The following is a 24,989-nucleotide window of genomic DNA, read 5'->3' as shown; positions in this document are numbered from 1 at the left end:
TCGCCGTCGCCGACCGCGTTTCACGTGAAACCGGCGCCCGGTTGCCCACAGGGCGGAGCACCTGAGTGGAGTTGTCCACAGTTGCGGTCTGTCGGCTCGATTTGGGCTCGGCATCGGGGACAATCAAACGAGCGCGTTTCACGTGAAACGCGCGGATCGAGGAGTGGGTGTAGTGAGCTTGGACGGCGCCACCGGGACGGTGCGGACCGCGGCGGCGGCAGTGTTCGGAGATCGCGTCGACCAAGCCGCCGGCTATGTCGATCTGCTGACGACCCACGGAGTCGAGCGTGGGTTGATCGGGCCGCGCGAGGTCGAACGGCTGTGGGATCGGCACGTGCTGAACTCCGCCGTCATCGGCGAGCAGATCCCCGAAGGCGCCAGCGTGGTCGACGTCGGATCGGGGGCCGGCCTTCCAGGCGTGCCGCTGGCGATCGCCCGACCGGACCTCGCTATCGTTCTCCTTGAACCGATGGCCCGCCGGGTTGACTGGCTGGCCGAGGTCGCCGAGAAGCTGGAACTCCCGATCACCGTCGTCCGTGGACGGGCGGAGGAGCGGTCCGTGCGCGAACAGCTGGGTGGCGCCGACATCGTCACCGCTCGCGCAGTTGCTCCCCTCGCTCGCCTCGCGGGCTGGTGTCTTCCGTTGGTTCGTCCCGAGGGCCGTCTGGTCGCGCTCAAGGGCGCCAGCGCGGGAGAGGAGATCGAGCGGGATCGCGACGCCGTACGTAAGGCGGGCGGTGCCGATCCGGAACTCGCTGAGTGCGGCAAAGCAGTACTCGAGGTCCCCAGCACGGTCGTGATGATCCGCCGCCTGCCATCGAAGCCGTCCCGGTCACGAGGCAGGCGGAGCTAGCGCACGAGAACCAGCCGCGGCGTTCCACGTGAAACAACGCGGTTCGAACGCCACCGAATCGTCTACACAGAGGAGGTGTCGAGACAGGTGAATCCCCCACCGTCCGACCCTGCGAGCACCGGCCACGAGTTGGGCTGGACGCCGATCGCCGAAGAAGCCGTCCGAGCCGCCAGCGTCCTGCACCCGAAGGAAGGCTCACTCCCCCGACCCACCCGGCGACGCGTGCTGACGGTCGCCAACCAGAAGGGCGGCGTCGGCAAGACCACGAGCACGGTGAACCTCGCCGCCGCGCTCGCTGTGCACGGACTCAAGACGTTGGTGATCGACCTCGACCCCCAGGGCAACGCCAGCACGGCGCTCGACATCGAGCACCGTTCCGGGACGCCGTCGATCTACGAGGTGCTCATCGGCGAGGTGTCGCTCGCGGAGGCGGCCGCCACCAGCGAGCAGTCGCCCAACCTCTTCTGCGTCCCCGCGACCATCGACCTCGCCGGTGCGGAGATCGAGCTCGTCTCCATGGCGAGCCGCGAGACACGTCTGAAGGAGGCGCTGTCGGACGAGGTGCTCGACCAGATCGGCGTCGACTACGTCTTCATCGACTGCCCGCCGTCGCTCGGCCTCCTCACCGTCAACGCGATGGTCGCCGCGCAGGAGGTGCTCATCCCGATCCAGTGCGAGTACTACGCGCTGGAAGGTCTGGGGCAGCTGCTGAGCAACATCGAGCTCGTGCAGCAGCACCTCAACCGCGAGCTCCTCGTGTCCACGATCCTGCTCACCATGTACGACGGCCGCACCAAGCTGGCCGACCAGGTGACCAACGAGGTCCGGAACCACTTCGGCGACACTGTGCTGAAGACCGTCATCCCCCGCAGCGTGAAGGTGTCGGAGGCGCCCGGGTACGGCCAGACCGTGCTCTCCTACGACCCCGGTTCACGTGGCGCGATGAGCTACCTCGACGCGGCGAAGGAGATCGCGGAACGTGGTGCGAGCGAAGGAAGGAGCAATAGCGCATGACTGAGCGCAGAGGAGGGCTGGGGCGCGGGCTCGCGGCCCTGATCCCGACCGGGCCGGCCACCACGGCCGGCCCGTCGGCGCCCTCCGCCGGCGAAGGCGGTGCCCCGGCCGAGAAGGCGGGGCGCGACGACAAGGGTTGGTTCCCGGCGAACGAAGCGGTGACGCCCGTCGGTGGCGAGGTCGCCGGTGCGGTGTATCGAGAGATCCCCGTGGGCTCGATCAAGCCGAACCCGAAGCAGCCCCGTCAGGTCTTCGACGAAGAAGCGCTGAGCGAGCTCGAGCACTCCATCCGCGAGTTCGGGCTCATGCAGCCGATCGTCGTGCGCGAGCTCGGTGAGAACGAGTACGAGCTCGTCATGGGTGAGCGGCGCCTGCGCGCGTCGCAGCAGGCCGAGCTGGAGGCGATCCCGGCGATCGTCCGGCAGACCGCCGACGAGTCCATGCTGCGCGACGCGTTGCTGGAGAACATCCACCGCGTCCAGCTGAACCCGCTCGAGGAGGCGGCCGCGTACCAGCAGCTGCTCGACGAGTTCGCGGTGACGCACGAGGAGCTGGCCGGACGGATCGGCCGGAGCCGCCCCGTCATCACCAACACGATCCGGCTCCTCAAGCTGCCCCTCCCTGTCCAGCGTCGCGTCGCCGCGGGTGTGCTGTCGGCCGGGCACGCGCGGGCGCTGCTCTCCCTCGAGGATCCCGAGAGTCAGGAAGAGCTGGCGGCGCGGATCATCGCGGAGGGCATGTCGGTCCGCGCGACCGAGGAAGCCGTCACGCTGAAGAAGAGCGAGAAGCCGGCCAAGCCCAAGCCCGCTGCCCGCAAGCCGATCCAGGCGCCGGGGTTGCAGGAACTCGCCAACCGGCTGTCCGACCGGTTCGACACCCGCGTGAAAGTGGACCTCGGCCGGCGCAAGGGACGCATCGTGCTCGAGTTCGGCTCGGTGGACGACCTCGAACGCATCGTCGCGCTGATCGATGCGGACGCGGGTGAAAAAACGGCGAATCGGACAGAGGAAACCGACTAGGGATCACCCAGGGTCGTTTCGTCACGGTGATGATTGCTTACCGGGACGTCCGACAGCACCCTGGGTGATCATCGAGAGCCGGTCGGTTCGCCGCCGCTCTGGGCGGGCGGCGACGGCCGGGAGTCAGCTGGCGCGGGTGACGGCGCGGGTGATGAGTTCGGCGAACACCGAGCCGAGCGACTTCCCCGCGGCCTCCACCGCCATCGGCACGGTCGAGGTCTCGGTGAGCCCCGGCGACAGGTTCACTTCGAGGAACTGCACCGTGCCGTCGGACATGACCACGGCGTCGGTGCGTGAGATGTCCCGGAGGCCGAGCCACTGGTGCGCGGCGACCGCGAGTTCGCTGACTGCCTTCGAGGCTTCGTCGGAGATCCGCGCCGGCGTGAAGAAGTCCGTCAGCCCCGCCGTGTAGCGCGCGGTGTAGTCGTAGACGCCGCTCTCTGGCACGATCTCGACCGCGGGCAGGGCCTCGGCCCCGTTCTCCCCCTCGACGACCGTCACGGCCACCTCGACGCCGTCCACCAACCGTTCCGCGAGCACGGTGTCGCCGTAAGCGAAGCAGCCGACCATCGCCGCAGGCAGTTCCGCCGCCTCGCGGACCACCTGGGTGCCGAGCGCCGAGCCGCCCTGGTCCGGCTTGAGGATCAGGGGCAGGCCGAGCCGCTCCACCATCGCGTCGAGCACCGACTGCGCGCCGAGCTCGCGGAAAGTGCTGTGCGGCAGGACGATCCAGTCCGGCGTCGAGAAGCCGGCCTGCTGCACGAAGGCCTTGGCGGTGGGCTTGTCCCACGCGCGGCGGCAGCCCTGGGAGCTGGTGCCGACGAACGGCACGTCGAGCATCTCCAGCACGGTCTGCACCGAGCCGTTCTCGCCCTCGCCGCCGTGCAGCGCGACGACCACGGCGTCGGGCCGCTGCGTCCGCAGCCGCTCCAGCAGCCCGGCGTCGGTGTCCCACTCCTCGACCGTCAGCCCCTCGGTGCGCAGCGCGGCCGAAAGCCGGCGGCCGGAGCGGAGGGAGACGTCGCGTTCGTGGGAAAGCCCGCCGGCGAGCACGGCAACGGTACGGTCGACCACCGTGGGAACTCCTTAGCTGTGGGTGGACCTGCGGTCGGTCAGACCGTGTCCGGAGACGGGGTTTCTGACCCCGGGATGGTGCGCGCCTTCACGCTACCGAAAGTGCGGCCGAGGTCCATTTCGGACTCCAGCACCGCGGCGAGCCGCCGCACGCCCTCGCGGATGCGCTCCGGCGTCGGGTAGCAGTACGACAGCCGCATCTGGCGCGAGCCGAAGCCGTCCGCGTAGAAGCCGGTGCCCGACGCGTACGCCACGCGCGCGGTGACAGCGCGGGGCAACATTGCTTTGGTGTCAACACCTTCAGGCACGGTGACCCACACGTAGAAGCCGCCGTCGGGGTTCGTCCAGGAGCAGCCGGGGGGCAGGTACTGGTGCAGCGCGGACAGCATCGCGTCGCGCCGCTCGCGGTAGTTCTCCCGGAACTTCTTGACCTGGCCCTTCCAGTCGTGCGTCGCGAGGTAGCGCGAGACGATCATCTGGTTGAACGTCGGCGGGCACAGTGTCGCGGATTCCGCTGCCAGCACGAGCTTTTCGCGCACCGCGTGCGGCGCGAGGACCCAGCCGACGCGCAGGCCGGAGGCGAACGTCTTCGAGAACGAACCGAGGTACACGACGTTGTCGGGGTCGATCGAGCGCAGCGCCGGGTAGGTCTGGCCGTCGAAGCCGAGCAGGCCGTACGGGTTGTCCTCGACGATCAGCACGCCGTGCTCGCGGCAGATCTCCACGATCTCCGCGCGCCGCTCCAGCGCGAGCGTGACGCCGGCGGGATTGTGGAAATTCGGGATGGTGTAAAGGAACTTGACGCGCTGGCCGACCTTCTCGGCGTGCTGCAGAGCCTCGCGCAGCCCCTCGGGCACGAGCCCTTGGTCGTCCATCGCGACGTGCACGACCTTCGCCTGGTACGCGGAGAACGAGCCGAGCGCGCCGACGTACGACGGGCCTTCCGCGATCACGACGTCGCCCGGGTCGCAGAACAGCCGCGTCACCATGTCCAGGCCCATCTGGGAGCCGACGGTAACGACGACGTCGTCCGGGTGCGCCTTGATGCCCTCGATCGCCATCACTTCGCAGATCTGGTCCCGCAACGCCGGCACGCCGTGCGCGGAGCCGTACTGGAGCGCGACGAGCCCCTCTTCGGCGATGATCTCGCCGACCTGCGTCGACAGCGTGTCCAGCGGAAGCGCCGCGAGGTTCGGCATCCCGCCGGCCAGGGAGACCACCTCGGGCCGGCTGGCCACCGCGAAGAGCGCTCGGATCTCCGAAGCGGTCATCCCCGCGGTGCGCGCGGCGTACCGGTCGAGGTGCGGGTCGAGGTTGTGGCGGCCGGCTTGCGGCTTGGCGGGGCGATTCTCGGTCATCGACGGCAACCTGGAGGGCTCGGTGGTACCTGCTGGTAGATCCATCGAGTGTAACCGCGGCCTCTTCGCGGTCCCCGCTCTTCCGGCGCTCGTCACATCGGCTTATCCTCGGTGAGGCTCTTCCGGTACTGCCTGCGCTCGCGCGGGTGAAGAGGCCGGTGGTGAGTTGTCGGGTGAGGCTTTCAGGAGGTTTCAGGTGTCGCGTCGCGTCGTGGGCGTCACCCTGGACAACCTGGAGCACCTGCCCAAGGGCTGCCGTCAGTGCGTGTACTGGGAGCTGGCGCCGCATCTGAAGGCGCAGGCCGAGGAGTTCGGCTCCACGGAGGTCGAGAAGGAGGCCTGGGTCTCCAGCGTGCTGCTGGAGTGGGGCTCCTGCGGCCGCATCGTCTACAGCGACACGCTGCCGGTCGGGTTCGTGCTGTACGCGCCGCCGAACGCCGTCCCGCGTTCACTGGCCTTCCCCACGTCGCCGCCCAGCGCCGACGCCGTGCTCCTCACGGCGTTCCAGGTGCTCCCCGAGTTCCGCGGCGGCGGACTCGGCCGCATGCTGGTCCAGGCCGTTGCGAAGGACCTGACCAAACGCGGCGTCCGCGCGATCGAGGCCTTCGGCGACGCGAGGCCGGATGAAGCCGACCCGATGGACCAGCACACGTGCGTGCTGCCGGCGGCGTTCCTGCAGAGCGTGGGCTTCAAGACCGTCCGCCCGCACTCGAAGTGGCCGCGGCTGCGCCTCGAGCTGCGCTCGGCGATCAGCTGGAAGGAAGACGTCGAGGCGGCGCTGGAGCGGCTGCTCGGCCAGGTGACGATCACCACGGCCGAGCCGAGCCTCGGGCGCGCCTGATCAGCCTTCGAGCAGCTGCTTGAGCCGGGTGAGGCGGTCCCGCCAGTACTGCTTGGTCTGGTCGGCCGTCTCCTGGTCAGGGAGGCGCTCGTGGGCGAGGGCGATCTGCGCCCGTGTCCCTTTGTCGACAAATCCGATGTTGACTCTGGTGGTGCCGTCACCCCAGTCGAACCGGGCTGAGCGGTGCGGTTGTGTGGTCCGCTCGGTGAGCAGACCGTCCGGCAGCCAGCCCTCGCGCAGCCCGGGGTCGGTGACGGCCCGGAACAGCTCCTCGACGGACGCGCCGACCGTCTTGCTCGCGCTCACGGTGTAGAGGCCGTCGCGCCCACTGCCGGGCGTCCGCAATCCCCGCGCCCGCTCGTACTCGACGGTCACTGTCTGCGCCCACCAGCTGCCGAGACCACGCTCGGTCATGAGCCATTTCACGATCTCGCCGTGGCTTCGCTCTCGCGCGCCCCAGGCGTCGAGCACCTCGCCCCACTCGTCCCAGCTCAGCCCGGTCGCCTTCCGCACGGCCTCGCCCGAGGTCAGCTTCGTCCCGCCCATCACGCCTCCTCCTGTCTCCTGCACACACAGGACGTCGACACCACCTCCCCCATTTCGACACCCGCCGCCACCCTCCTCCGACCAGCACCCCCACCCTCTCTAGCACGCCCGCCCCTGCCGGAAAGATCCGATTCCGGACGCTGTGCACAACTGTGGAAGAAGTGCCGAGTTATCCACAGATTGCTGATAGAGGCCGTGGAAAACCTGTGGATGACTAGACTGGATCTGGGGACGCCCCCCGAGGAGGGCGGGGGCTGCCCCAAGGTGTGGTGGGTCTGGTGGGGAGCGAGCGCAACGGGTTGTGGCGGCGCTGAGGGCGACGGAAACGGACCGGGGACTCTGGTTGTGGAGTGGCGTGTGTGACTGGTGGGGCGTAGGTGGGTTGTCTGCTGGGGGTGGGGTGAGGTGAGGTCGCGTGGCGTTGGGATGGGGCGAGAGGGTGGGGCGGCGGGTTGCTCTCGTGGAGTGGTGGCCGGCTGGGGGTTTGGTGGGCGGTGGATCGTTGGTGGGGCCGGTTGTGGGTGTGACGCTGGGTGACCGGTGCGGCTAGGTGACCGGTGATGCTGGTTGGGCGAGGGCGGCTGGTTAGGCGGGGCGGTCAGGCGAGCCGGGTGGGTGGTGGCTGAGGTAGTAGGAGAGCCGGGTTGGGTGTCAGGGGGTTGAGCGGCTGCGACGATGTCCGGCTCGGAGTGCCGGGGAGTTTGGGAGCGGGCAGGACGTCCACGGGCTTGGCGGAGGGGTGGCGGGAGATTCCCGGGTACCGCTGGAGGACCGGATCAAGCTGGAGCGGGTCGCACACCGGAGCGGATCCGATGGCGGAGGTCTTGTACGGCGGCGGGATCGCGCGGCGGAGGGACGCACTTCTGTACGCGGAGCGTGCGTCTGCCAAGTGAGGTGCGAACGACTGTTCAAGTGCGGAGGCGAACGGGCAAGTTCAAGCGACGTGCGAACGGCAGTCTCAGCGGGGTGTCAACGTCCGCCTAACCGATCGGATCGCGGGGGCAGGCGGTCGGAGCAGGTTCCGGGTGCCGGACCGCTCGGGCGGCTGAGTCGGGCAGCCCAGGTCAGGACCGCACTGGCCGGGCAGAAGCCCGGACCAGTAGCAGGACATGCTCGGACAGGAGGCTGGCCGCGCGGCGCATGGTCAAACTGTGTCGGCAGATCTTGGCCGAGGGCACCCGACGCAAAGAGCCAAGCAGCAGGGTTGGCCGAAGCCGAAGCCGAAGCCGAAGCCGAAGCCGACCGAACGGGCGAGGAACAGCCGCTACTCGGCCTTGGCGAGTTCGTGGGCCAGGACGTCGGCGAAGGTGAAGGTGCCCGTGGGCTGGTCGCCTTCACCCAGGAGGTACAGGCGTTTCACCGCGATGAGGATGCCCTCGGCGACGATGTCGCGGAAGGCGGGGTCGCCCAGGTTGCGGGCGTCGTCCGGGTTGGTGAGGTAGCCGATTTCCACGCGGACGGCCGGGCAGCGGGTGCGGGTGAAGATCTCCCACGTCTTGTAGTGCGTGCGGCAGTCGCGCAGGCCCGTGCGGGCCGCGACCTCGCGCTGGATGAAGCCCGCCAGCAGCTCACCCACCGTGGAGGTGGTGCCGTTGCCCGTGCCGAAGTGGAAGCTGGCCACACCCTGCGCGCGCGGCGACGGGTTGCCGTCGTTGTGCAGGGACAGGAACAGGTCCGCGCCGGCGTCGTTGGCGAAGCGGGCGCGTTCGAAGTCCGTGGGGCTGTGGTTCGGGCCGCGGGAGATCAGCGCCTCCATGCCCGTCGCCTGCATGCGTCCTTCGAGCCGGCGCGCGAGGTCCCACGCGATGTCCGCCTCACGCAGGCCGCCGGCGACCACGCCGAGGTCCTCGCCGCCGTGGCCGGGGTCGATCACGATGCGCTTGCCGCGCAGCCGGGGGCCGGCGCGGCGGACCTGCTCCTGCTCGCGCAGGAAGACCGGGCGGCCACCGCGGGCGCGCGGCGACGACAGGCGGTGCAGCTCACGGATCGTGGCCGGGCCGCAGATTCCGTCGGAGTTCAGGCGCATGTCGCGCTGGAACGTCTTCAGTGCGCGCTCCGTCTGCGGGCCGAAGTGCCCGTCCGGGCGGCCGGCGTCGAAGCCCAGCTCGGTGAGCCGCTCCTGCAGCGCGAAGACGTCGTCACCCTGCACGGGCGAGGACATCATGTGCGCCAGCGGACGGCTCCCGAGGTGATAGCTGGCGCCCTTGAGCGCCTGGAACGTCGCGGGGCCCACGACACCGTCGGTGATCAGCCCACGCCGCTGCTGGAAGGCCCGAACGGCCTGCTCGACAGCCACGTCGAAGGTCTCGTACTGCTCGGTCTCGGTGACCGCAGGGAGCAGTTCCATCCCGGCGAAGATCGCCCTGATCTCGGCGACGTCCGGACCGGTGTCACCGCGGCGGAGTACCCGCATGCACTCCTCGCTCTTCCTAGGGCACCGAAACCAGCTCGATGCGAAACAGAAACCTGGATGGGTGGTAAGCCCAGGCACCTATTGTGCCCTGTGAACTCTCGGTGAGCGCGCAGGCCCAGTCTGTGCGGCAAGCCCCCGAACGTGGTTCACGCCCGGGGACACGCCGTGCACCTGCGTGATCATGGCCACGGACACCTTGCCCGAACGTGCGAGAACCCGGGCCCGCGGGTGAATCACCGCAGGCCCGGGTTCTCAGCGACTGGACAGCGTGCGCTTGTTCAGAGCACGTCCGACAGGTCCGACAGCAGCGCGGCCTTCGGCTTGGCGCCGACGATCTGCTTCACCGGCTTGCCGCCCTGGAACAGGATCAGCGTCGGGATCGACATCACCTGGTAGTCACGCGCCGTGTTCGGGTTCTCGTCGATGTCGAGCTTGGCGACGGTGATCTTCTCGCCGTTCTCGGCCGCGATCTCCTCGAGCACCGGGGCGACCATCTTGCACGGGCCGCACCAGGTGGCCCAGAAGTCCACCAGGACCGGCTTGTCGCTGGTCAGGACGTCGTCGACGAACGACTTGTCCGTCACCTTCACCGTGTTGGTCATCGGGTTCTCCTTCGAGTGGTCGGGAAAAGTCAGTGGGCGCCGGGGCCGTAGCCGCCGCCGACCAGTTCAGGGGCCTCGTGGGCGTCGGCGTCACCGTGCTCCGCCAGCCATCGTTCCGCGTCGATGGCGGCGCTGCAGCCGGAGCCGGCCGCTGTGATGGCCTGCCGGTAGGTGCGGTCCACCAGGTCGCCGGCCGCGAACACGCCGGGCACGTTCGTGTAAGAAGTACGCCCCTGCGTGACGACGTAGCCGTCCTCGTCGACGTCGACCTGGCCCTGCACCAGCGCGCTGCGCGGATCGTGGCCGATCGCGACGAAGAAGCCGGTGACGTCCAGCGTCCGCTCGTCGCCGGTCCTGGTGTCCTTGACCGTGACGCCCTGGACCTTGCCGTCACCCTCGACGCCGGTGACCTGGGAGTTCAGCTGCCACTTGATCTTCTCGTTCGCGCGGGCGCGCTCGAGCATGATCTTCGACGCCCGGAACTCGTCGCGGCGGTGCACGATGGTGACGGACTTGGCGAACTTCGTCAGGAAGGTCGCCTCCTCCATCGCGGAGTCGCCGCCGCCGGCCACCACGATGTCGTGGTCACGGAAGAAGAAGCCGTCGCACGTCGCACAGGCCGACACACCGCGGCCGAGCAGGTCCTGCTCACCCGGCACGTTGAGGTAGCGCGCGGCCGCACCCATGGCGAGGACCACCGCGCGGGCCGCGTAGCGCTTGCCGTTCGCGACGACGTACTTGACGTCACCCGTCAGCTCCAGCGACTCGACGTCCTCCGCGCGCAGCTCGGCGCCGAAGCGCTCGGCCTGCTTGCGCATTTCCTCCATCAGGTCCGGCCCCTGGATGCCTTCGCGGAAGCCGGGGAAGTTCTCGACCTCCGTGGTGGTCATCAGCGCGCCGCCGAACTGCGTGCCCTCGAAGACCAGCGGTTCGAGCTGTGCGCGTGCCGCGTAGACCGCGGCGGTGTAACCGGCAGGACCAGACCCGACGACGATCAGGTTCCTGATTTCCTCGGCAACCACCCGTGGACCTCCGCTCGTAGTGACCTATGCATCAGGCTCAACACGATCGTAGGTGGCGGTGTTCCCGACGGTGACGCCCACTACTTACCGAACCATTACCGGCCCCGACCAGCGGCTATTTCTTCCCGACGATCTTGTCGAACAGCTTGTCGGGACTGCCGGGTCCGCAGTCGGCGCCGAAGGCCACGATCCGGTACTGCGCGATCTTGCCCGTGGTGTAGAAGACGAGCACGCCGGCCTTGCCGTCGACGTTCACCGGCCGGATGCCCGCCGGGCGCACGTTCGGGTCCAGCCCGGCCGCGGAGACACACGCGTCGAGCCGCTTCTCGTCCTGGAGCGGGCCGAAGTCGCGGACGCCCATGGCGCCGCCCAGCAGGGCCTCAGCGCCGTTGCCGTCGCCGCTGACGGACGGCCCGGACGGCGCGGGTGCCGCCACGCCGGTCCCGGTTTCCTGCGAGGTGCCGGGCACCGTGACCGCTACCACGACGATCGCCGCAGCGGCCGCGGTCAGCACCCCGGCGCCCCAGCCGAGCCGCCGGTTGCGCTTCCGCCGTGCGGCCGCGAGGTCCACCACGGGCGCGTCGCCTGCCGCCGGAGCTGCCGGTGCCGCCGCCGGGATCGGGGTGGCGACGGGAAACGAGGCGGCCTGCCGGGCGGAGGCCTCCGCCGCCAGCGCCGCGTCCAGCCGGGCCGCGTACTCGGCGGGCATCGGCGGGGCGGGCTCCAGCGTGAGCGACGCCAGGTCGGCCGTGGTGGCCTCCAGCGCCTCGATGACCGCGAGCGCTTCGGGGTCGTTGTTCACCCGGGGCCACAGCTCGGCGGCCTCGGGCTCGGTCAGGACGCCCGCGTGGAGGTCGGCGAGCAGGTCGACAGACCAGGGCGGGCCGGCGGCTCCGCCGACCCCCCGACTTTCGTCCGTCATCGTCCCTCCCCGTTCCCCGGCGAGCCGTTGGCCCGCCCGGCACTCCGGGACCCCTCCGAAGTGGCGCGCTTGCGTTTGCTTTCGTTAGTTGGGACGCCTTCGTGCGCATCGGGGTTCCGCAGATGCCCGAGAACCTTCGCGAGTTTCCCGCGCCCCCTGGCACATCGGCTCTTCACGGTGCCCTCGGCGATGCCGAGCATCTTCGCCGTCTCGGCCACCGAATAACCCTCGACGTCGACGAGCAGGATCGGTGCGCGCTGGTCCTCGGGCAGTTGCTCCAGCGCGGCGCGGACGAGCAGGCTCGTCTCCTTCTCCGCCATCGAGTCGCGCGGTGACGCCGGCTCGTTGAAGCCGGTTTCGGGCAGCGGGACGGTGGGCCGGGCCTGCCGTCGCCGGATGCGGTCGAGGCAGGCGTTGACGACGATCCGGTGCAGCCAGGTGGTCACCTGGGACTCGGCGCGGAAGTTGCCCGCCGCGCGGAAGGCCGAGATGAACGCCTCCTGCAGCGCGTCCGAGGCCTCTTCCGGATCCCGCAGCGTCCGCAGCGCGACCGCCCAGAGGCGGTCCCGATGTCGCCGGACCAGTTCACTGAACGCATGCGGATCCCCGGCGGCGTGCGCCGCTATGAGATCAGCATCCGTGGGAGCTGCAGCCGTCACCCGGGAGAGCCTACTGAGTGGGTAAGGAGCGTCACCCCGCAGGCAGGAAGCTCAGGTCCCCGATCTGGCTGATGAAGCCGCCGTCGCTGTCGTCACCCAGCTGGGTGATCCAGACGACGAAGTACTGGCCCTGCGTCGGCTGCTGGAGCGTGATGGTGGTGTCGGTCCCGTTCAGATCGCCGGAGCCGACCACCTTGGTGTCCTCGAGCTTCGGGTTCTTGCTGTCCGCGGACCGGATCTCGACCTTCGTGCCCGGGCTGTCGGCGGTGATCTTCACCTGCGCCAGGTTCACCGCGTCGTCGAACGAGACCACGATGCCGACGCCGGGCTTCAGCACCGGCAGCTGCTGCTGGTACTGGTCCGTGCGCCAGGTCGTGCCGGGATCGCCGTCGATGGTGTTCTTCGCCCGCCCGGGGTTGTCGCCCGAGCCTTCGGGGTTGTAGACGGTGGCCGACTTCGGGGTGACCGGGTCGCCGATCTTCGGCTGGGCCGGCGAGGACGGCGGGGCGCCCGAGTTCGCCGGTGGCGCGGCGCTCTGGCTGGTCGGCGGCGCCGCCACGTTGATCGTCGGGCCGGTGGCCTTCGAGTCGCCCTGGAACAGGTTGATCAGCATCAGCCCGCCCCAGGCCAGGATCACCACGGTGGCGACCACCAGCACGGTGACGCCGAACGCCAGCTTCCGCCGCCGTGCGACGTCCTTCACCGGCTTCTTCGTGGTCCAGAGCGTGCCGTCGGCCGGCGCTTCGTCGCCGTCACCGACCGCCTTGATCAGCTGGGTGCGCTCCTCCTCGTCGGCGACCTGACCGAGTACGCGCAGGATCGCCGAGCTGGTCCGGATGCCGCCGTTGCCACCGTCCTCGATCGTGCGGACGGCCAGCGAGGACAGCTCCGGCGGCACCGCGGGCACCAGCGTGCGCGGCGGCACGACCAGGCCCTGCGGGGTCAGCGGCGCCGCGGGGATCGCGGGCGGCCCGCCCGGCAATGCCCAACGGCCGGTGAGCAGCAGGTAAAGGACCGCGCCGAGCGCCTTGACGTCGTCGCGCAGCGTCGCCTCCGGCAGCGGGCCGGGGAACGCGAGCTTCAACGCGCCGTTCGGCGTGAGCCGCAGGCGCTGGGGGTGGTCGAGGCCGAGGACCAGGCCGTTCTGGTGCGCGTGCTCCACCGCTTCGGCGAGCGCCTGCACCATCCGCGCGGCCGCGGCGGGCGCCACCGGCCGCTGCGCGACGAGGTCGACCAGGTCACTGCCCTTGGTCCACTCCGCCACGACGACGCCGAGCAGCCCTTCGCTCGAGGTGACCCCGCTGCCGAGGCTCAGCACGTCGAGGACCCTGGCGACCCCGCCGTGGCCGAACTTCGACGCGTGCGCCGCGCGCTCCAGCGTCCGCCGGGCCAGCCTCGCGGCCTCCGGGTCCGCCGGGTCGCCGACCAGCAAGGTCAGCGCGACGTCTCGTTTCAGCTGTCCATCGCGTGCCCGCCACAGGTGCGCGGCGGCTCGTTCGTCCACCCCGAACTGCGCGAGCAGGCGGTACCGGCCGTCGCCGACGACCCGGCCCGGGGCCAGCGAGCCGCCCTGGGCACGTATGCCCGACCGGCTGGCCTCCCCTGCCTGTTCGCTCCGTCTCGTGTCCACCGCTTCTCTCCCGCGTCGCGCTCCCGGACCGAGGGTACCCGGATCAGGTCTGGGGGAAGCGTCGTCATTCGTGAATCAATCGTTACCCGCGCTTGATCAAACGGGTGATTCTGGACGAGGCGGGTACCAGCTCCTCGACCTTCAGCGCCATGAGCACGCCGAACGAGACGCCGATGCCGACGATCCCTTGCAGCAACAACTTGATCCAGGCGTGCAAAGTCACCCCCATCGAGTCGGGCACGATCTGCCCCACGAGCCACGCCGCGGCCACGCCGAGCACACTCGCGACGACCGTGAAGAGGATCACCCCGATCACCCGCTTGCTCCGCAGGTTGCCCAGCGTCACCCACAGCCACACCTGGCCGAGGACCGCGCCGACCACGAACGTCAGCGCGTTGACCATCATCACGCCCAGCACGATGTTGTCCGGCGACAGCACGACCGGGCACAGGTACAGCAGCGGCACCTTGACCAGCGTCATCACGATCATGATCAACGTCGGTGTGCGGGCGTCCTTCATCGCGTAGAACACGCGCATCTGCAGCATCACCAGCGCGTACGGCAGCAGCGCGAACGCCGAGATGGCCAGCGCCTCGCCGAGCCGCTCCGCGCTCTCCAGCGAGCCCTTGCCGAAGGTGAACAGCGCCACGCCGATCGACGAGCCGACGATGGTCATCACCGCCGAGATCGGCACGAGCATCACCGTGGAGATCCGCGACGCGTAGGACAGGTCGCCGATCAGCTTCTTGGTGTCGCCGTCGGCGGCCGCGCGGCTCATCCGCGGCATGATCGCCGTGAGCAGCGAGACGCCGATGACGCCGTAGGGCAGCTGGAACAGCAGCCACGCGTTGCTGTACGCGGTGACACCGCCGGGCGTGCCCCTGGTCAGGACCCGGGTGGTGATGGTGTAGCCGACCTGGCTCACCGCGACGTAGCCGACGATCCACAGCGCCAGCCCGCCGAACTCCTTCATCCGCCGGTCGATACCCCAGCGCCACCTCGGCCGGAAGCCGGACCGCAGCAGCGGCGGGATCAGCATGAACGCCTGCGCCACGATGCCCGCGGTCACGCCGAGGCCCAGCGTGAGCACCTTCGGGTCGGTGATCGACGGGTGTGCCTCGTCGATCTGCCCCGGCATGATCCACACGACCAGGATCGTGAAGATGACCACCATGTTGTTGACCACCGGCGCCCACGCCGTGGGGCCGAAGATCTGCTTCGCGTTCAGCACCGCCGACAGCAGCGCGAACACCCCGTAGAAGAAGATCTCGGGCAGCAGCAGGTAGGCGAACGCCGTGGTCAGCTGCGGGCTGGCCTTGCCGGAGGAGTCGACGTACAGCGAGGTGAACGCCGGCGCGGCGATCACCGCGACCACCGTGCCGATCAGCAGCAGCGAGACCGCGACCGTGAGCAGCCGCTGGGTGTAGGCCTCACCGCCGTCTTCGTCGTCCTGCGAGCGCACCAGCAGCGGCACCACCACGCTGGCGAGCACACCGCCCATGAGCAGCTCGAAGATGATGTTCGGCATCGTGTTCGCGACGTTGAACGAGTCGTTCGAGATGCCGGCGCCGATCGCCGCCACCAGCAGCAGCTTCCACAGGAAGCCGGTGATGCGGCTGATCAGCGAGGCGATCGCCATCCGCCCACTCGCCTTCGCGAGTGACGGCGCCTTCGCCGGGGCGACCGGCTGTTCGCCGGTCGTCGCGGGCCCGGACGGACGCACCAGCGGCGCGTCCTTGATCCGCGGCATGACCTGCGTGGCCAGCGCGTCGTACGGGCGCAACACGTCCGGGTCGGCGGTCGGCCAGCGCGAGGCGGCCATCGGGACGCCGGCGGTGCGCGGGATGAACCGCGTCGCCTCCGGGTCGCGAAGGGCCTCTTCCTGCCACGGCCGGATCGGCGTGCCCGGGCGCGGGCCGCGGCCGCGGTGCGTCGGCGGCATCGGGCCGGGCGGGATCTGCTGAGGTCCGGACGGCGGCCCCGAGACCGGCGGCTGCTGCGGGATCGGACCGGACGGCATCGGCCCGGACGGCTGTGGCAGCGGACCCGACGGCATCGGCCCGGACGGCTGCGGCAACGGCGGCCGCCCCTGCTGAGGCGGGGGCGGCGGGGGTACTTGCTGGCGACGGGTGGGCGGCGGTCCGGCCGGCTTGCGCGGCGGCGCGCCCTGACGGCCCTGCGGCGGTGGTGGCGGTGGCGGGACCCGGCGCTGCGGCCGCTCGTCGGGCACGGGCATCCGCCGCGTCCGCCCGTTGGCGGGTGGCGGCTGCCTGCGTTCCGGCGGCGGCTGGCCCTGTGGCGGCGGCTGGCGACGGCGGCGCGGCGGTTCACCCCGCTCGTCGCGCCGCGGTGGCGCACCCTCGCGCCGGGGACGGCTCGCACGCTCGGGTGGTAAGCCCGGCTCTTTGTCCAACGCGTGCCCAATCCTCGGTACTCGGGGTCCCTGCCATTGTGGCAGCGGTCGACCCAGGGTAATCGGGAACGGGCGGAAGCACTCGGTCCCCCGAAGACAAGGCCCGGAAACTCAGGCCGCCTCGTTGTTCTCCTTGCGGCTCTCCTTGATCCGCCGGTAGATGCGGCGCGACGCCAGCAGCAGCAGCGCGCACCCGGCCACGACGGTGATGATGATCGTGATCGGGCCGTACTCCGTCGAGGTCAGCTCGAACCGAGCGGTCGAGCCGAACGAGGTGCCCGCGGGAGTGGTCAACGACACATCGACGCTGAGCAGGCCGGCGCGCAGGGCCTCGATCTGCAGGTACTCGTTCGTGCTGCCCTTGGCCGGGAAGAACCGGTTCTGCGCGGCCGGCGGCCGGATGCCGATGTTGTTCTGCAGCGCGATCTGCGCGGTGATGCCCACCGGCAGGTCGTTGCTCACGGACACCGGCAGCGGCGACGAGCCCGACGCCAGCGCGATCGTCTGCTTCGGCTGCTCCACGGTCACCTGGCCGCGGATCGCGCCGAGTTCGGCGTTCGCGTTCGCCACCGCGGCGCCGGGCGCGGCCGACTGCCACGCCGTCGACGCGCCGCGCACGATCGCGTCACGCACCGGCGCCACGATGTCCTGCGGCTGCACCCGCGACCGGGTGTCCATCTGCATGGCCGACAGCAGCCCGGAGGCCTGCGTGTCGAGGGCCGCCAGCGTGTCCGAGTCGCCGGTCGCGGCGGGCTGGTCCCGGTTGCCGGTCGACAGCGAGGCGGTGCCCGTCGGGTCGGCCTGCAGCTGCGACGTCAGCGGCGTGCCCGTGGCTATCCCGTCGCCGAGGAAGGTGCCGAGCTGGCCCAGGAACGTGGTCAGCTCGGACACCGGCGCGGCCCAGCGGCGCGGCGGCGCGACCAGCAGCCGGGCGTTCGCCTTCGCGTCCGCTCGGCCCAGCCCCGCTTCGTACGCGATCGCGGCCAGGCCGTTCTGCCCGGAGATCGCGGGCTGGGAGGCCGCGCCGACCGTGGTCGGGGCCTGCGGGTTCGGCGGGGCGCCGGTCATCGCGCTCGCGATCAGCCCGTCGATCGGCTGGGCGCGCAGCCCACCGGGCGACAGGGTGACGGCGCCGGTGACCGGGGTCTTGGACTGCAGCTTCGAGCCGTCCGCGAGCACCGTGCTGAAGCCGGCGCCGGCCATCGCGGTGAGCGCCTGCGCGTCCGGCGTCCCGTCCGGCCACAGCACGCCCTCCTGCGGCTGGACGCTGAGCAGCTGCCGGATCGTCGCGGCGCCGCCCAGCGCGGCCTGGAGCAGGTTCGGGTCGGCCCCGGTGGCGGAGTGCACCTTGCCGAGGGTGGTGAGGTCGGCGTCGGCGAACGGCAGGGTGACCACGCAGCGGTCCTTGACCAGCGCACGCAGCGACGACAGCCAGTCACTCGCCGCGGCGGCGTTCTGGCCCTGCGCGCCGCCGACGAGGTAGCCGCGGGTCATCGCGTCGACGGTCCGCAGCAGGTCCGGGTCGATCGCGAAGCACAGCGAGTCACGGACGTGGGGGTCGTTCTCCTGGGCCGCCCGCGCGGCGGAGACCAGGGAGTACAGCCGCCCGTTCGGCTTCAGCTCCCTCTCCAGCGTGTCGTCGGAGAGAGTCAGCTGGCCGCCGTAGGGCTGCGAGAGGACGTGCGGCGAGCTGTCGGTGATCGGCCAGAGCACGCTGACGTTCGCGTGCTTGGACACCGGCGGAGCCGATTTTCCCCCCGGCGCCGAGAGCACCGGCATCAGCAGGCTGACGGCGGCGAGCCGCGCGGCGCCGCCGAACTCCGGGGTGCCGTTGACGTTCACCAGCATCGGGTACACACCGGGACGGGCCAGCTTGCCGGTGAGCGGGACCTGGATGTCGAAGCGGGCGTTCTGGCCCGGCTCGAGCGAGTCGGCGAGCGTGCTGAAGTCCGTCAGCGGGGTGTCCTGGATCGGCTCGCCCGCCAGCACGCCCGACATCGCGCGGTCGCTGGCCAGCCGCTCGCCGACCTGCAGCCGCGCCTGCGGGCGCGAGATCCGGCGGTCGCCGATGTTGGTCACGGTGCCGGACACCGAGAGCGTCGTCGAGGCACTGGTGACGACGCGGGGGTTCAGCTGGGCGAGGTCGATCCGCAGCCGCGGGGGCTCCGGGCTCGGCTCGTCCTGCGCCTGCGCGGGCGCGCCGTACAGGGCGGCCACTGCGAGGAACAGCAGGGACAGGAAGAAGGCGGCCGGCCGCTTCACTCGGGTGCTCCCTCTCAAGCGCGGTCGTCGTGCGCGAAAAGTTCTTTGGCCTTGCGGACCAGCTTGCGCTCGTCCGAATAGGCGAGAGTGTGCTCCAGCTCGGCCAGCGGGACCCAGGCGACCTCGGTGACCTCGACGTCCTCGTCCGAGAGCTCACCACCCGTCGACTCGAGCAGGAAGTGGTGCACGGTCTTGTGCACCCGGCGTCGTTCGGCCACGAACCAGTAGTCGATGGTGCCCAGCGGACGCAGGACCCGCGCGGAGATGCCCGTTTCTTCCTTCACCTCGCGCATCGCGGTCTGCTCCACCGTCTCACCGTCCTCGATGTGGCCCTTCGGCAACGACCAGAGCAGTTTGCCGTGCCGGTCGAGCCGCCCGATCAGCGCGGCATGCTCACGGTCCGGGTCGACGACCAGTCCGCCGGCCGAAGTCTCGTCGACGGTGGTCAGCCGCCTGCCGCGCTGGCGCCGCCGCCGCCGACGCGGCTTGGGCGCTCCGGCGCGGCCGGCAGATCCAGGCATGCTGCGATGCTAGAGCAAACGGTTGCCCAGGTACGCTGGCTCTCCGTGTCCGTGTCCGACGGTGCCCGTAGTAGTGGCGCCACGTCCGTGGTGGGATCGAAGTGAACAACCTGGTCGCCCAGCAGAACGCGGTGACGGAACTGATGCGTGTGTCCCCCTTGGCCGATGAGCTGGCGGAGCGCTTCGCCCGCGCCGGCCACCGGCTGTACCTGGTCGGCGGCAGCGTGCGTGACGCGATGCTCGGCCGGCTGTCGGCCGACCTCGACTTCACCACCGACGCGCGGCCCGACCGCGTGCTGCAGATCGTCAGCGAGTGGGGCGACGCGGTGTGGGACGTCGGCATCGCCTTCGGCACCGTCGGGGTGACGAAGAAGGGCATGACGCTCGAGATCACCACGTTCCGCGCCGACAGTTACGACCGCGTGGGCCGAAACCCCCAGGTCACCTTCGGCGACAGCATCGAGGGTGACCTGCTCAGGCGCGATTTCACCGTCAACGCGATGGCGATCGACCTGGCCGCCAAGACGTTCATCGACCCGCACGGCGGCCTCGACGCGTTGCGGCTGAAGGTGCTGGACACCCCCGCGACGCCGCAGGAGTCGTTCGCCGACGACCCGCTGCGGATGCTGCGCGCGGCCCGGTTCTCCGCACAGCTGGGCTTCGTTCCCGCACCGCGGGTGGTCGAGGCGATGACGTCGATGGCGAGCGAGATCACCCGGATCACGGCCGAGCGGGTGCAGGCGGAGCTGTCGAAGCTGCTGCTCGCCGACGACCCGCGCCCCGGCCTGGAGCTGCTGGTGGACACCGGCCTGGCCGACCACGTGCTGCCCGAGCTGCCCGGTATGCGGCTGACGATCGACGAGCACCACCAGCACAAGGACGTCTACCAGCACTCGCTCACCGTGCTCGCGCAGGCGATCGAGCTGGAGAAGACCCACGAGCCGAAGTCGGAGCCGGACCTGGTGCTGCGGCTCGCGGCGCTGCTGCACGACGCGGGCAAGCCGGACACCCGCGAGTTCCAGCCGGGTGGCGGCGTGACCTTCCACCACCACGAGGTGGTCGGCGCGCGGATGGCGCGCAAGCGTTTGCGCGCGCTGAAGTACTCCAAGGAGATCGTCGAGGCGGTTTCCCAGCTCGTGTTCCTCCACCTGCGGTTCCACGGTTACGCGAACGGCGAGTGGACCGATTCGGCCGTGCGCCGCTACGTCACCGACGCCGGCGACCTGCTGACCCGGCTGCACAAGCTCGTCCGCGCCGACTCGACCACGCGCAACCGCAAGAAGGCGGCCGCGCTGCAGGCGACGTACGACGACCTCGAGGTGCGCATCGCGCGGCTGAAGGAGCAGGAGGACCTGGACCGGGTCCGCCCCGACCTCGACGGCAACGAGATCATGCGGCTGCTCGGCCTCAAGCCGGGCCCGGACGTCGGCCGCGCGTGGAAGTTCCTCAAGGAGCTGCGCCTCGACCGCGGCCCGCTGGACCACGACGAGGCCGTGGCCGAGCTGAAGCGCTGGGCCGCCGCCGAGGGGCTCACCGCCGGGGACTGATCTCGCGCTCCGGACACGGCTGATCACCCTGGGGTGGCCGGAGCGCGCCCTCGGGGAACACGAGTCGAATTCGTGATCGCGAATTGGCCGGTTTCCCCGTTCGGCCCCTGGATGGGATGCCCGGTGACGGGGAATACTCGCTGCCCCGGGTGTGCCGTCGGGGGCGCGCTCCGATCGGGGGAGATCGATGGCGGCGCAGGCGTCCGAAGGCCGGTCGGAACGCAGTGCGAGCTTTCTCGTCACCCTGCTGCGACGCGGCACGCCCGCGCTGGCGACGGCGACCACCGGGCTCACCGACGAGATCGCCGACCCCACCCCGGTCCGGGCGCTGAAGCGGATTTCCCGCATGGCCGGCCCGATCGACGCGAGGTACAACGACGGCCTGCTGCTGCGGGCCGCGCGGTACGTGGTGCTGGTGCCGCTGGCCTACCGGATCGTCGCGGTGCCCGGCGCGTTCGGCGCCTTCGTGGTGGCGCACGGGTCCCAGGGCGCGCTGCCGGTGGGGCTGGTCGCGCTGTGCTCGGTGGTGATGAGCGCGTTCGGCATGTTCTGGATGCTGCGCCGGGCCCCGTTCCGCGGCGGCCAGGCGGCGCGGCTGCTGATCGCCGACCTGGTCATCACGGTGGCGTTCCAGCTGGTCATCGGCCTGAGCGTGCCGTCGGCGGTGTTCCACGACGCGCTCGGTGTCGCCGAGAAACACCTGCTCGGGGACATCGCGCTGCTCACGCTCGCCGTCGGCATCCCGGCGGGCATCGGCCTGGCCGTGCTGAGCCTGCCCGTCCGGCTGCTGTCGGACTGGCTGAACAGCGGCTCGGCCGACTTCACGCAGGCCTGGTCGCTCTACCCGACGATGTTCGGCGTCCTGTTCACCGGGATCGGCGGGCTGATCCTGCTGGGCCTCGGCACGCGGCTCGCGCTGGCGTACGGCATCCGCAACGGACGGCTCGCCGAGCGCGCGCAGCAGCACCGGATGCTGCACGACACCGTGTTGCAGACGCTGGAGGCGATCTCGCTCGGCGGGGCCGGTGACTCCCGGGAGCGGCTCGTCGAGGTGCAGCGGCTGGCCCGCGCGCAGGCGATGGAGCTGCGGCAGACCATCGAGACGGCCGCCGCACAGCGGGCCGAGGAGGGCGCGCGGCCGTTGGGTGAGAAGCTCGCCTCGCTGGCCGCGGAGATGGCGCGCGACGGCCTGCGCGCCCAGCTGGTGATCTCCGAGCTGGACGACGACACGCTGTCGGAGGTCCGGCAGATCGCGATCCGCGACGCCGTGCGCGAGGCCCTGCGCAACACGATGAAACACGCGGAGACCGACAAAGTCGTGGTCCGGGTGGAGGAGCGCGACGGCGGCATCGCCGTGATCACGCGCGACCACGGCACCGGCTTCAGCACCGAGACGCGCCCGGCGGGCTTCGGCATCAGCGAGTCGATCACCGCGCGGCTGGCCGAGGTCGGCGGCACGTCGCTGGTGGAGTCGACCCCCGGCAACGGCACTCGGGTGACGTTGTGGGTGCCCTTCTAGCCCTGGCCATTCTCAACCCTGACCTGCTAAACACGGCGGTGTGACCGACTTCCTCGCCGACGCACTGGCCGCCTACCGCGCCGGGGACCACGCCCGCGCCGCGACCCTGGCCGCCCGCGCCGATTCCCCGCTGGGCGCTGAGCTTTCCGCGTACCTCGCCACCGACGGCTCCGGCCCGGTGTACGACCAGCCGCGCGCCTTCACCACGTTCATCCGGGGCGGCGGCAACGTCGGGCTGTACCGGCGGCTGAGCGCCGAGCTGGCCACGCGGTACGACAAGCTGCGCCCGGAATCCTTGCTGGACTTGGGTTGTGGTGACGGCCTGGCCGTGGTCGCGGCGCTGGCGCAGGCGTCGTTCCGGCCGTCGCGGGTCGACCTGGTGGAGCCGTCGGCCGGGCTGCTGTCCGCTGTGGACGTTCCCGGCGTCAACCGGTTCGAGGCGACGGCCCAGGACTTCCTGGCCGCGCGTGGTTCCACGTGGAACCTTGCGCAGTCGACGTTCGCGCTGCAGTCCATCCCGCCGGCCGACCGCGCCGAGGTCCTCCGCACGCTGCGCCCCCGCACCGGGACGCTGCTGCTGGCGGAGTTCGACGTCCCGGAGCTGGTCGAAGGTTCGCCGGAACACCTCAGCTCGCTGGCCGCGCGGTACGAACGCGGCGTCGCGGAATACGGCGAGGACGCTTCCCTTGTCGCACAAGGCTTTCTCATGCCCGTGCTGCTCGGCGTCGCCGCCGGTGCGCAGCGCACGAACTGGGAGCAGCCCGCCGCGGGCTGGTCGGCGCAGCTCACCGACGCCGGCTTCACCGACGTCACCGTCGAACCCCTCGCCGACTACTGGTGGTCGCCCGCGGTCCTGATCACCGCCAGCGGTTCACACGCGGGATAGCGCCCCGGCCTCCACGTGCTGCGCGATCGGGCGCGGCAGCAGGTACGCGACGGCGCCGCCGGGCATCGGGCCCCACGGCGTGGTGACGCCGGTGAGCACACGCAGCGCCCGCTGAACCCGGTACTGCTGCCGTTCCCGCTCCCGTGCGGGGGTCAGCGAGGTCTCCTCGAACCGCGCGGACTCCGAGTGCACGAGGTTGCCGGTCTCGTCGCCGTAGCGCTGCACGGTCGTGCCCGCGGGGAGCACGATCAGCCGCTTGCCGCGGTAGAAGTTCAACGGCGGCTCGCCCCGCAGCGGGAGGATCGGCCAGTCCGCCGGCTGGTCGGACTCGTCGGCCGCGCGCGGCGGCAGCATCAGCAGCGTGCCGAGCAGGTACCGCGCGGCTTCGGCCAGGTTCGGAAAGGCCACCGGCTCCGTCGACGGCGGGCGCGAGATCTCCCAGCGGTCGTCGGCTCGGCGCAGCGTCCAGACGTCGTCGGCGGGCACCTCGTTCGCGCCGATGCGGTAGGCGGACGCGGGCACGCCGTGCTCCATCAGCCGTTGCTGCAGCAGCGTGAGCGTCTCGGCGGCGCGCAGCGGACGGCCCGGGTCGCCGTCACGCGCCGCGCGGGCCAGCGCCGTGTCGTCGGGCAGGTCGGCTTCGGAGCGGTGGGGCCGCGGCTGGCCGAGCACGTCGGCCTCCGCCGTGGCGCGCACCAGCTCACGCACGAACGGCGGCCGGAACCCGGCCGCGCGGATGTGCTCCACCAGCTCCGGCTCCGGCGGCACGCCGTACTTGCGCAGGTAGTGCGGCACGGCGGCGGGCCAGATCCAGGCGCCGTCGGTGTGGAAGGCCTGCGGCACGTCCGGCGGTGCGCCGGGCGCGAAGATGTCCGGCTGCGGCGCCGGCCGGTGCATCGCGACAGGCGCGCGGAACAGGTAGTCGAGCACACCGCGGACCTGGTCCGGCGGCACCGGCGGGCGGTTGACCACGGGCCGCTCGCCCTCGTTGTGGGCGTCGACCACCCGGGCCTGGCGGAAGGTGAGGTCAAGCGGCGTCTCGGCCTTCGCGGCCAGCCACTCGGGCAGCTGCTTCGGCGGGCGCGGGAAGTTCGCCAGCTCCAACGCGTACGGCTGGGACGTCGGAAGGCCGCTGTTGTTCGGCGGGAGGCGCCACACGGGCTCCTGGTCGGCGTCGAAGTCGAAGTCGAACTGCGCCTCCGTGTCCAGCGTGAACGTGCCCTGGAACCAGGTGCCGCTGTCCGGCAGGTACATCGCGGCGCGCAGCTGGGCGAACAGCGCCGTCAGCCGCGGCGGCGCGGGCAGCGACACGGACACCGGCCCGTTCTCGTCGCCGATGGCGCGGACCTCCAGCTCCGAGTAGTCCCCGACCTGACGGAACTGCGCGCCGACGCGCGTCCAGCCGCCAGGCACCGCGCGCAGTGTGCGGCCGATGGCGCGCAGCAGCTTGCTCTGGTCGCTTTCGGCTTCGTGGCGTGCCTCGGTGCTGTAATCCCGGCGGGTCTGCCAGAGCGCCGTGAGCTGCTTCGCGGGCACGGTCACCGAGAAGTCGGTGAGGCCGAGCTGGGCGGCGCGCACGGGATCGTGCTGCGTCCACCGCAGCGTCAGCTCGGTCTGGTCACCCGGGGCGACCTCGAACAGCTCGTCGTCGTACTCGCAGTACGTCGTCAAGCTGAACGTCGCCGGGACCTCGCTCGCGAGGACCACCCGGGCCGGACGGCCTTCGTGCTCCCGGTCGAAGCCCTCGGGCGTGTCCTCGTCGTCCGGCAGCAGCGACAGCAGCAGCGTGCCGTCGGTGGTCGACCGCTCCGCCGCGAGCGTGCGGCCCTCCAGCGTCGCGTACAACCCGTCCGGGCGTTCCGCCGCTTCGACCCGGTAGCGCACGTCG

General features: G+C 70.9%; 20 protein-coding genes. 7 read left to right on the top strand and 13 right to left on the bottom strand.

Going from position 1 to position 24,989, the window contains the following annotated elements:
* Window positions 1-172: 172 nt before the first annotated feature.
* The 3 genes from rsmG (at window position 173) to OG943_RS36615 (ending at window position 2,886) form a co-directional block, all read left to right on the top strand.
* The gene (gene rsmG, locus OG943_RS36625) at window positions 173-853 is read left to right on the top strand and encodes a 16S rRNA (guanine(527)-N(7))-methyltransferase RsmG (protein WP_328605492.1); all 681 of its coding nucleotides are present in this window, start codon (window positions 173-175) and stop codon (window positions 851-853) included.
* Between the two features lie 87 nt (window positions 854-940).
* The gene (locus tag OG943_RS36620; RefSeq protein ID WP_328612246.1) at window positions 941-1,867 is read left to right on the top strand and encodes a ParA family protein; all 927 of its coding nucleotides are present in this window, start codon (window positions 941-943) and stop codon (window positions 1,865-1,867) included.
* Window positions 1,864-2,886 (top strand): ParB/RepB/Spo0J family partition protein, encoded by a 1,023-nt coding sequence (locus OG943_RS36615; protein WP_328605491.1) that lies wholly within the window; start codon window positions 1,864-1,866, stop codon window positions 2,884-2,886. Before OG943_RS36620 ends, OG943_RS36615 begins: the two co-directional genes overlap by 4 nt.
* Before the next feature lie 123 nt (window positions 2,887-3,009).
* On the opposite strand, the gene OG943_RS36610 is transcribed toward OG943_RS36615, so the two are convergent.
* Together OG943_RS36610 and OG943_RS36605 are read right to left on the bottom strand one after the other, a co-directional pair.
* Complete coding sequence (locus OG943_RS36610) at window positions 3,010-3,960, bottom strand: D-alanine--D-alanine ligase family protein (protein ID WP_328605490.1); 951 nt, start codon at window positions 3,958-3,960, stop codon at window positions 3,010-3,012.
* Between the two features lie 38 nt (window positions 3,961-3,998).
* Entirely contained in the window at window positions 3,999-5,318 is a 1,320-nt protein-coding gene (locus OG943_RS36605; RefSeq protein WP_328605489.1) for an aminotransferase-like domain-containing protein, read from the bottom strand.
* A 196-nt stretch (window positions 5,319-5,514) separates the two neighbouring features.
* Between OG943_RS36605 and OG943_RS36600 the strand changes: the two genes are divergently transcribed.
* Window positions 5,515-6,159, top strand: a complete 645-nt coding sequence (locus OG943_RS36600) for a GNAT family N-acetyltransferase (protein ID WP_328605488.1) — start codon at window positions 5,515-5,517, stop codon at window positions 6,157-6,159.
* On the opposite strand, the gene OG943_RS36595 is transcribed toward OG943_RS36600, so the two are convergent.
* The 10 genes from OG943_RS36595 to OG943_RS36550 form a co-directional block, all read right to left on the bottom strand.
* On the bottom strand, window positions 6,160-6,705 hold the full coding sequence (locus OG943_RS36595) for a DUF4287 domain-containing protein (protein ID WP_328605487.1): 546 nt from the start codon (window positions 6,703-6,705) through the stop codon (window positions 6,160-6,162).
* A 1,264-nt stretch (window positions 6,706-7,969) separates the two neighbouring features.
* Window positions 7,970-9,118, bottom strand: coding sequence for an N-acetylmuramoyl-L-alanine amidase (locus tag OG943_RS36590; protein ID WP_328605486.1), 1,149 nt, complete (start codon window positions 9,116-9,118; stop codon window positions 7,970-7,972).
* 278 nt (window positions 9,119-9,396) lie between these two features.
* Window positions 9,397-9,720, bottom strand: a complete 324-nt coding sequence (gene trxA / locus OG943_RS36585) for a thioredoxin (RefSeq protein ID WP_091624505.1) — start codon at window positions 9,718-9,720, stop codon at window positions 9,397-9,399.
* Between the two features lie 29 nt (window positions 9,721-9,749).
* Entirely contained in the window at window positions 9,750-10,742 is a 993-nt protein-coding gene (gene trxB / locus OG943_RS36580) for a thioredoxin-disulfide reductase (RefSeq protein ID WP_328605485.1), read from the bottom strand.
* A gap of 115 nt (window positions 10,743-10,857) precedes the next feature.
* Window positions 10,858-11,664, bottom strand: a complete 807-nt coding sequence (locus OG943_RS36575; protein WP_328605484.1) for a hypothetical protein — start codon at window positions 11,662-11,664, stop codon at window positions 10,858-10,860.
* Window positions 11,661-12,323: an RNA polymerase sigma factor SigM gene (sigM, locus tag OG943_RS36570; RefSeq protein WP_328605483.1), complete on the bottom strand. Its 663-nt coding sequence runs from the start codon at window positions 12,321-12,323 to the stop codon at window positions 11,661-11,663. Before sigM ends, OG943_RS36575 begins: the two co-directional genes overlap by 4 nt.
* Before the next feature lie 31 nt (window positions 12,324-12,354).
* Complete coding sequence (locus OG943_RS36565) at window positions 12,355-13,953, bottom strand: protein kinase family protein (RefSeq protein WP_328605482.1); 1,599 nt, start codon at window positions 13,951-13,953, stop codon at window positions 12,355-12,357.
* Between the two features lie 82 nt (window positions 13,954-14,035).
* Window positions 14,036-15,895 carry a murein biosynthesis integral membrane protein MurJ gene (gene murJ, locus OG943_RS36560; RefSeq protein ID WP_328612245.1) on the bottom strand — a complete coding sequence of 620 codons (1,860 nt, stop codon included), beginning with the start codon at window positions 15,893-15,895 and terminating at the stop codon, window positions 14,036-14,038.
* A 582-nt stretch (window positions 15,896-16,477) separates the two neighbouring features.
* Window positions 16,478-18,628: a DUF6049 family protein gene (locus OG943_RS36555; protein WP_328605481.1), complete on the bottom strand. Its 2,151-nt coding sequence runs from the start codon at window positions 18,626-18,628 to the stop codon at window positions 16,478-16,480.
* A 14-nt stretch (window positions 18,629-18,642) separates the two neighbouring features.
* Complete coding sequence (locus tag OG943_RS36550; RefSeq protein ID WP_328605480.1) at window positions 18,643-19,149, bottom strand: NUDIX hydrolase; 507 nt, start codon at window positions 19,147-19,149, stop codon at window positions 18,643-18,645.
* Between the two features lie 101 nt (window positions 19,150-19,250).
* On the opposite strand from OG943_RS36550, the gene OG943_RS36545 reads away from it, so the two are divergent.
* The 3 genes from OG943_RS36545 to OG943_RS36535 all read left to right on the top strand — a co-directional run bounded on the left by OG943_RS36545 (window position 19,251) and on the right by OG943_RS36535 (window position 23,101).
* On the top strand, window positions 19,251-20,696 hold the full coding sequence (locus OG943_RS36545; RefSeq protein ID WP_328605479.1) for a CCA tRNA nucleotidyltransferase: 1,446 nt from the start codon (window positions 19,251-19,253) through the stop codon (window positions 20,694-20,696).
* Window positions 20,697-20,883: 187 nt separating this feature from the next.
* Window positions 20,884-22,215 (top strand): sensor histidine kinase, encoded by a 1,332-nt coding sequence (locus tag OG943_RS36540; RefSeq protein WP_328605478.1) that lies wholly within the window; start codon window positions 20,884-20,886, stop codon window positions 22,213-22,215.
* A 40-nt stretch (window positions 22,216-22,255) separates the two neighbouring features.
* Complete coding sequence (locus OG943_RS36535) at window positions 22,256-23,101, top strand: class I SAM-dependent methyltransferase (protein ID WP_328605477.1); 846 nt, start codon at window positions 22,256-22,258, stop codon at window positions 23,099-23,101.
* On the opposite strand, the gene OG943_RS36530 is transcribed toward OG943_RS36535, so the two are convergent.
* Window positions 23,087-24,985 carry a glycohydrolase toxin TNT-related protein gene (locus OG943_RS36530; RefSeq protein WP_328605476.1) on the bottom strand — a complete coding sequence of 633 codons (1,899 nt, stop codon included), beginning with the start codon at window positions 24,983-24,985 and terminating at the stop codon, window positions 23,087-23,089. The genes OG943_RS36535 and OG943_RS36530 overlap by 15 nt on opposite strands.
* Window positions 24,986-24,989 lie beyond the last annotated feature (4 nt).

It is taken from the genome of Amycolatopsis sp. NBC_00345 (assembly GCF_036116635.1).
Lineage (GTDB): Bacteria > Actinomycetota > Actinomycetes > Mycobacteriales > Pseudonocardiaceae > Amycolatopsis.
The sequence above is the reverse complement of the archived record's forward strand: the minus strand, read 5'-3'. Positions and strand labels throughout refer to the sequence as shown.

Coding starts and splice junctions, on each gene's coding strand:
- OG943_RS36595 (WP_328605487.1), bottom strand. CDS start 6,705: ATGGGCGGGACGAAGCTGACCTCGGGCGAGGCCGTGCGGAAGGCGACC.
- OG943_RS36575 (WP_328605484.1), bottom strand. CDS start 11,664: ATGACGGACGAAAGTCGGGGGGTCGGCGGAGCCGCCGGCCCGCCCTGG.
- murJ (WP_328612245.1), bottom strand. CDS start 15,895: ATGCCGCCGACGCACCGCGGCCGCGGCCCGCGCCCGGGCACGCCGATC.
- OG943_RS36540 (WP_328605478.1), top strand. CDS start 20,884: ATGGCGGCGCAGGCGTCCGAAGGCCGGTCGGAACGCAGTGCGAGCTTT.
- OG943_RS36615 (WP_328605491.1), top strand. CDS start 1,864: ATGACTGAGCGCAGAGGAGGGCTGGGGCGCGGGCTCGCGGCCCTGATC.
- OG943_RS36605 (WP_328605489.1), bottom strand. CDS start 5,318: ATGACCGAGAATCGCCCCGCCAAGCCGCAAGCCGGCCGCCACAACCTC.
- OG943_RS36590 (WP_328605486.1), bottom strand. CDS start 9,118: ATGCGGGTACTCCGCCGCGGTGACACCGGTCCGGACGTCGCCGAGATC.
- OG943_RS36550 (WP_328605480.1), bottom strand. CDS start 19,149: ATGCCTGGATCTGCCGGCCGCGCCGGAGCGCCCAAGCCGCGTCGGCGG.
- trxA (WP_091624505.1), bottom strand. CDS start 9,720: ATGACCAACACGGTGAAGGTGACGGACAAGTCGTTCGTCGACGACGTC.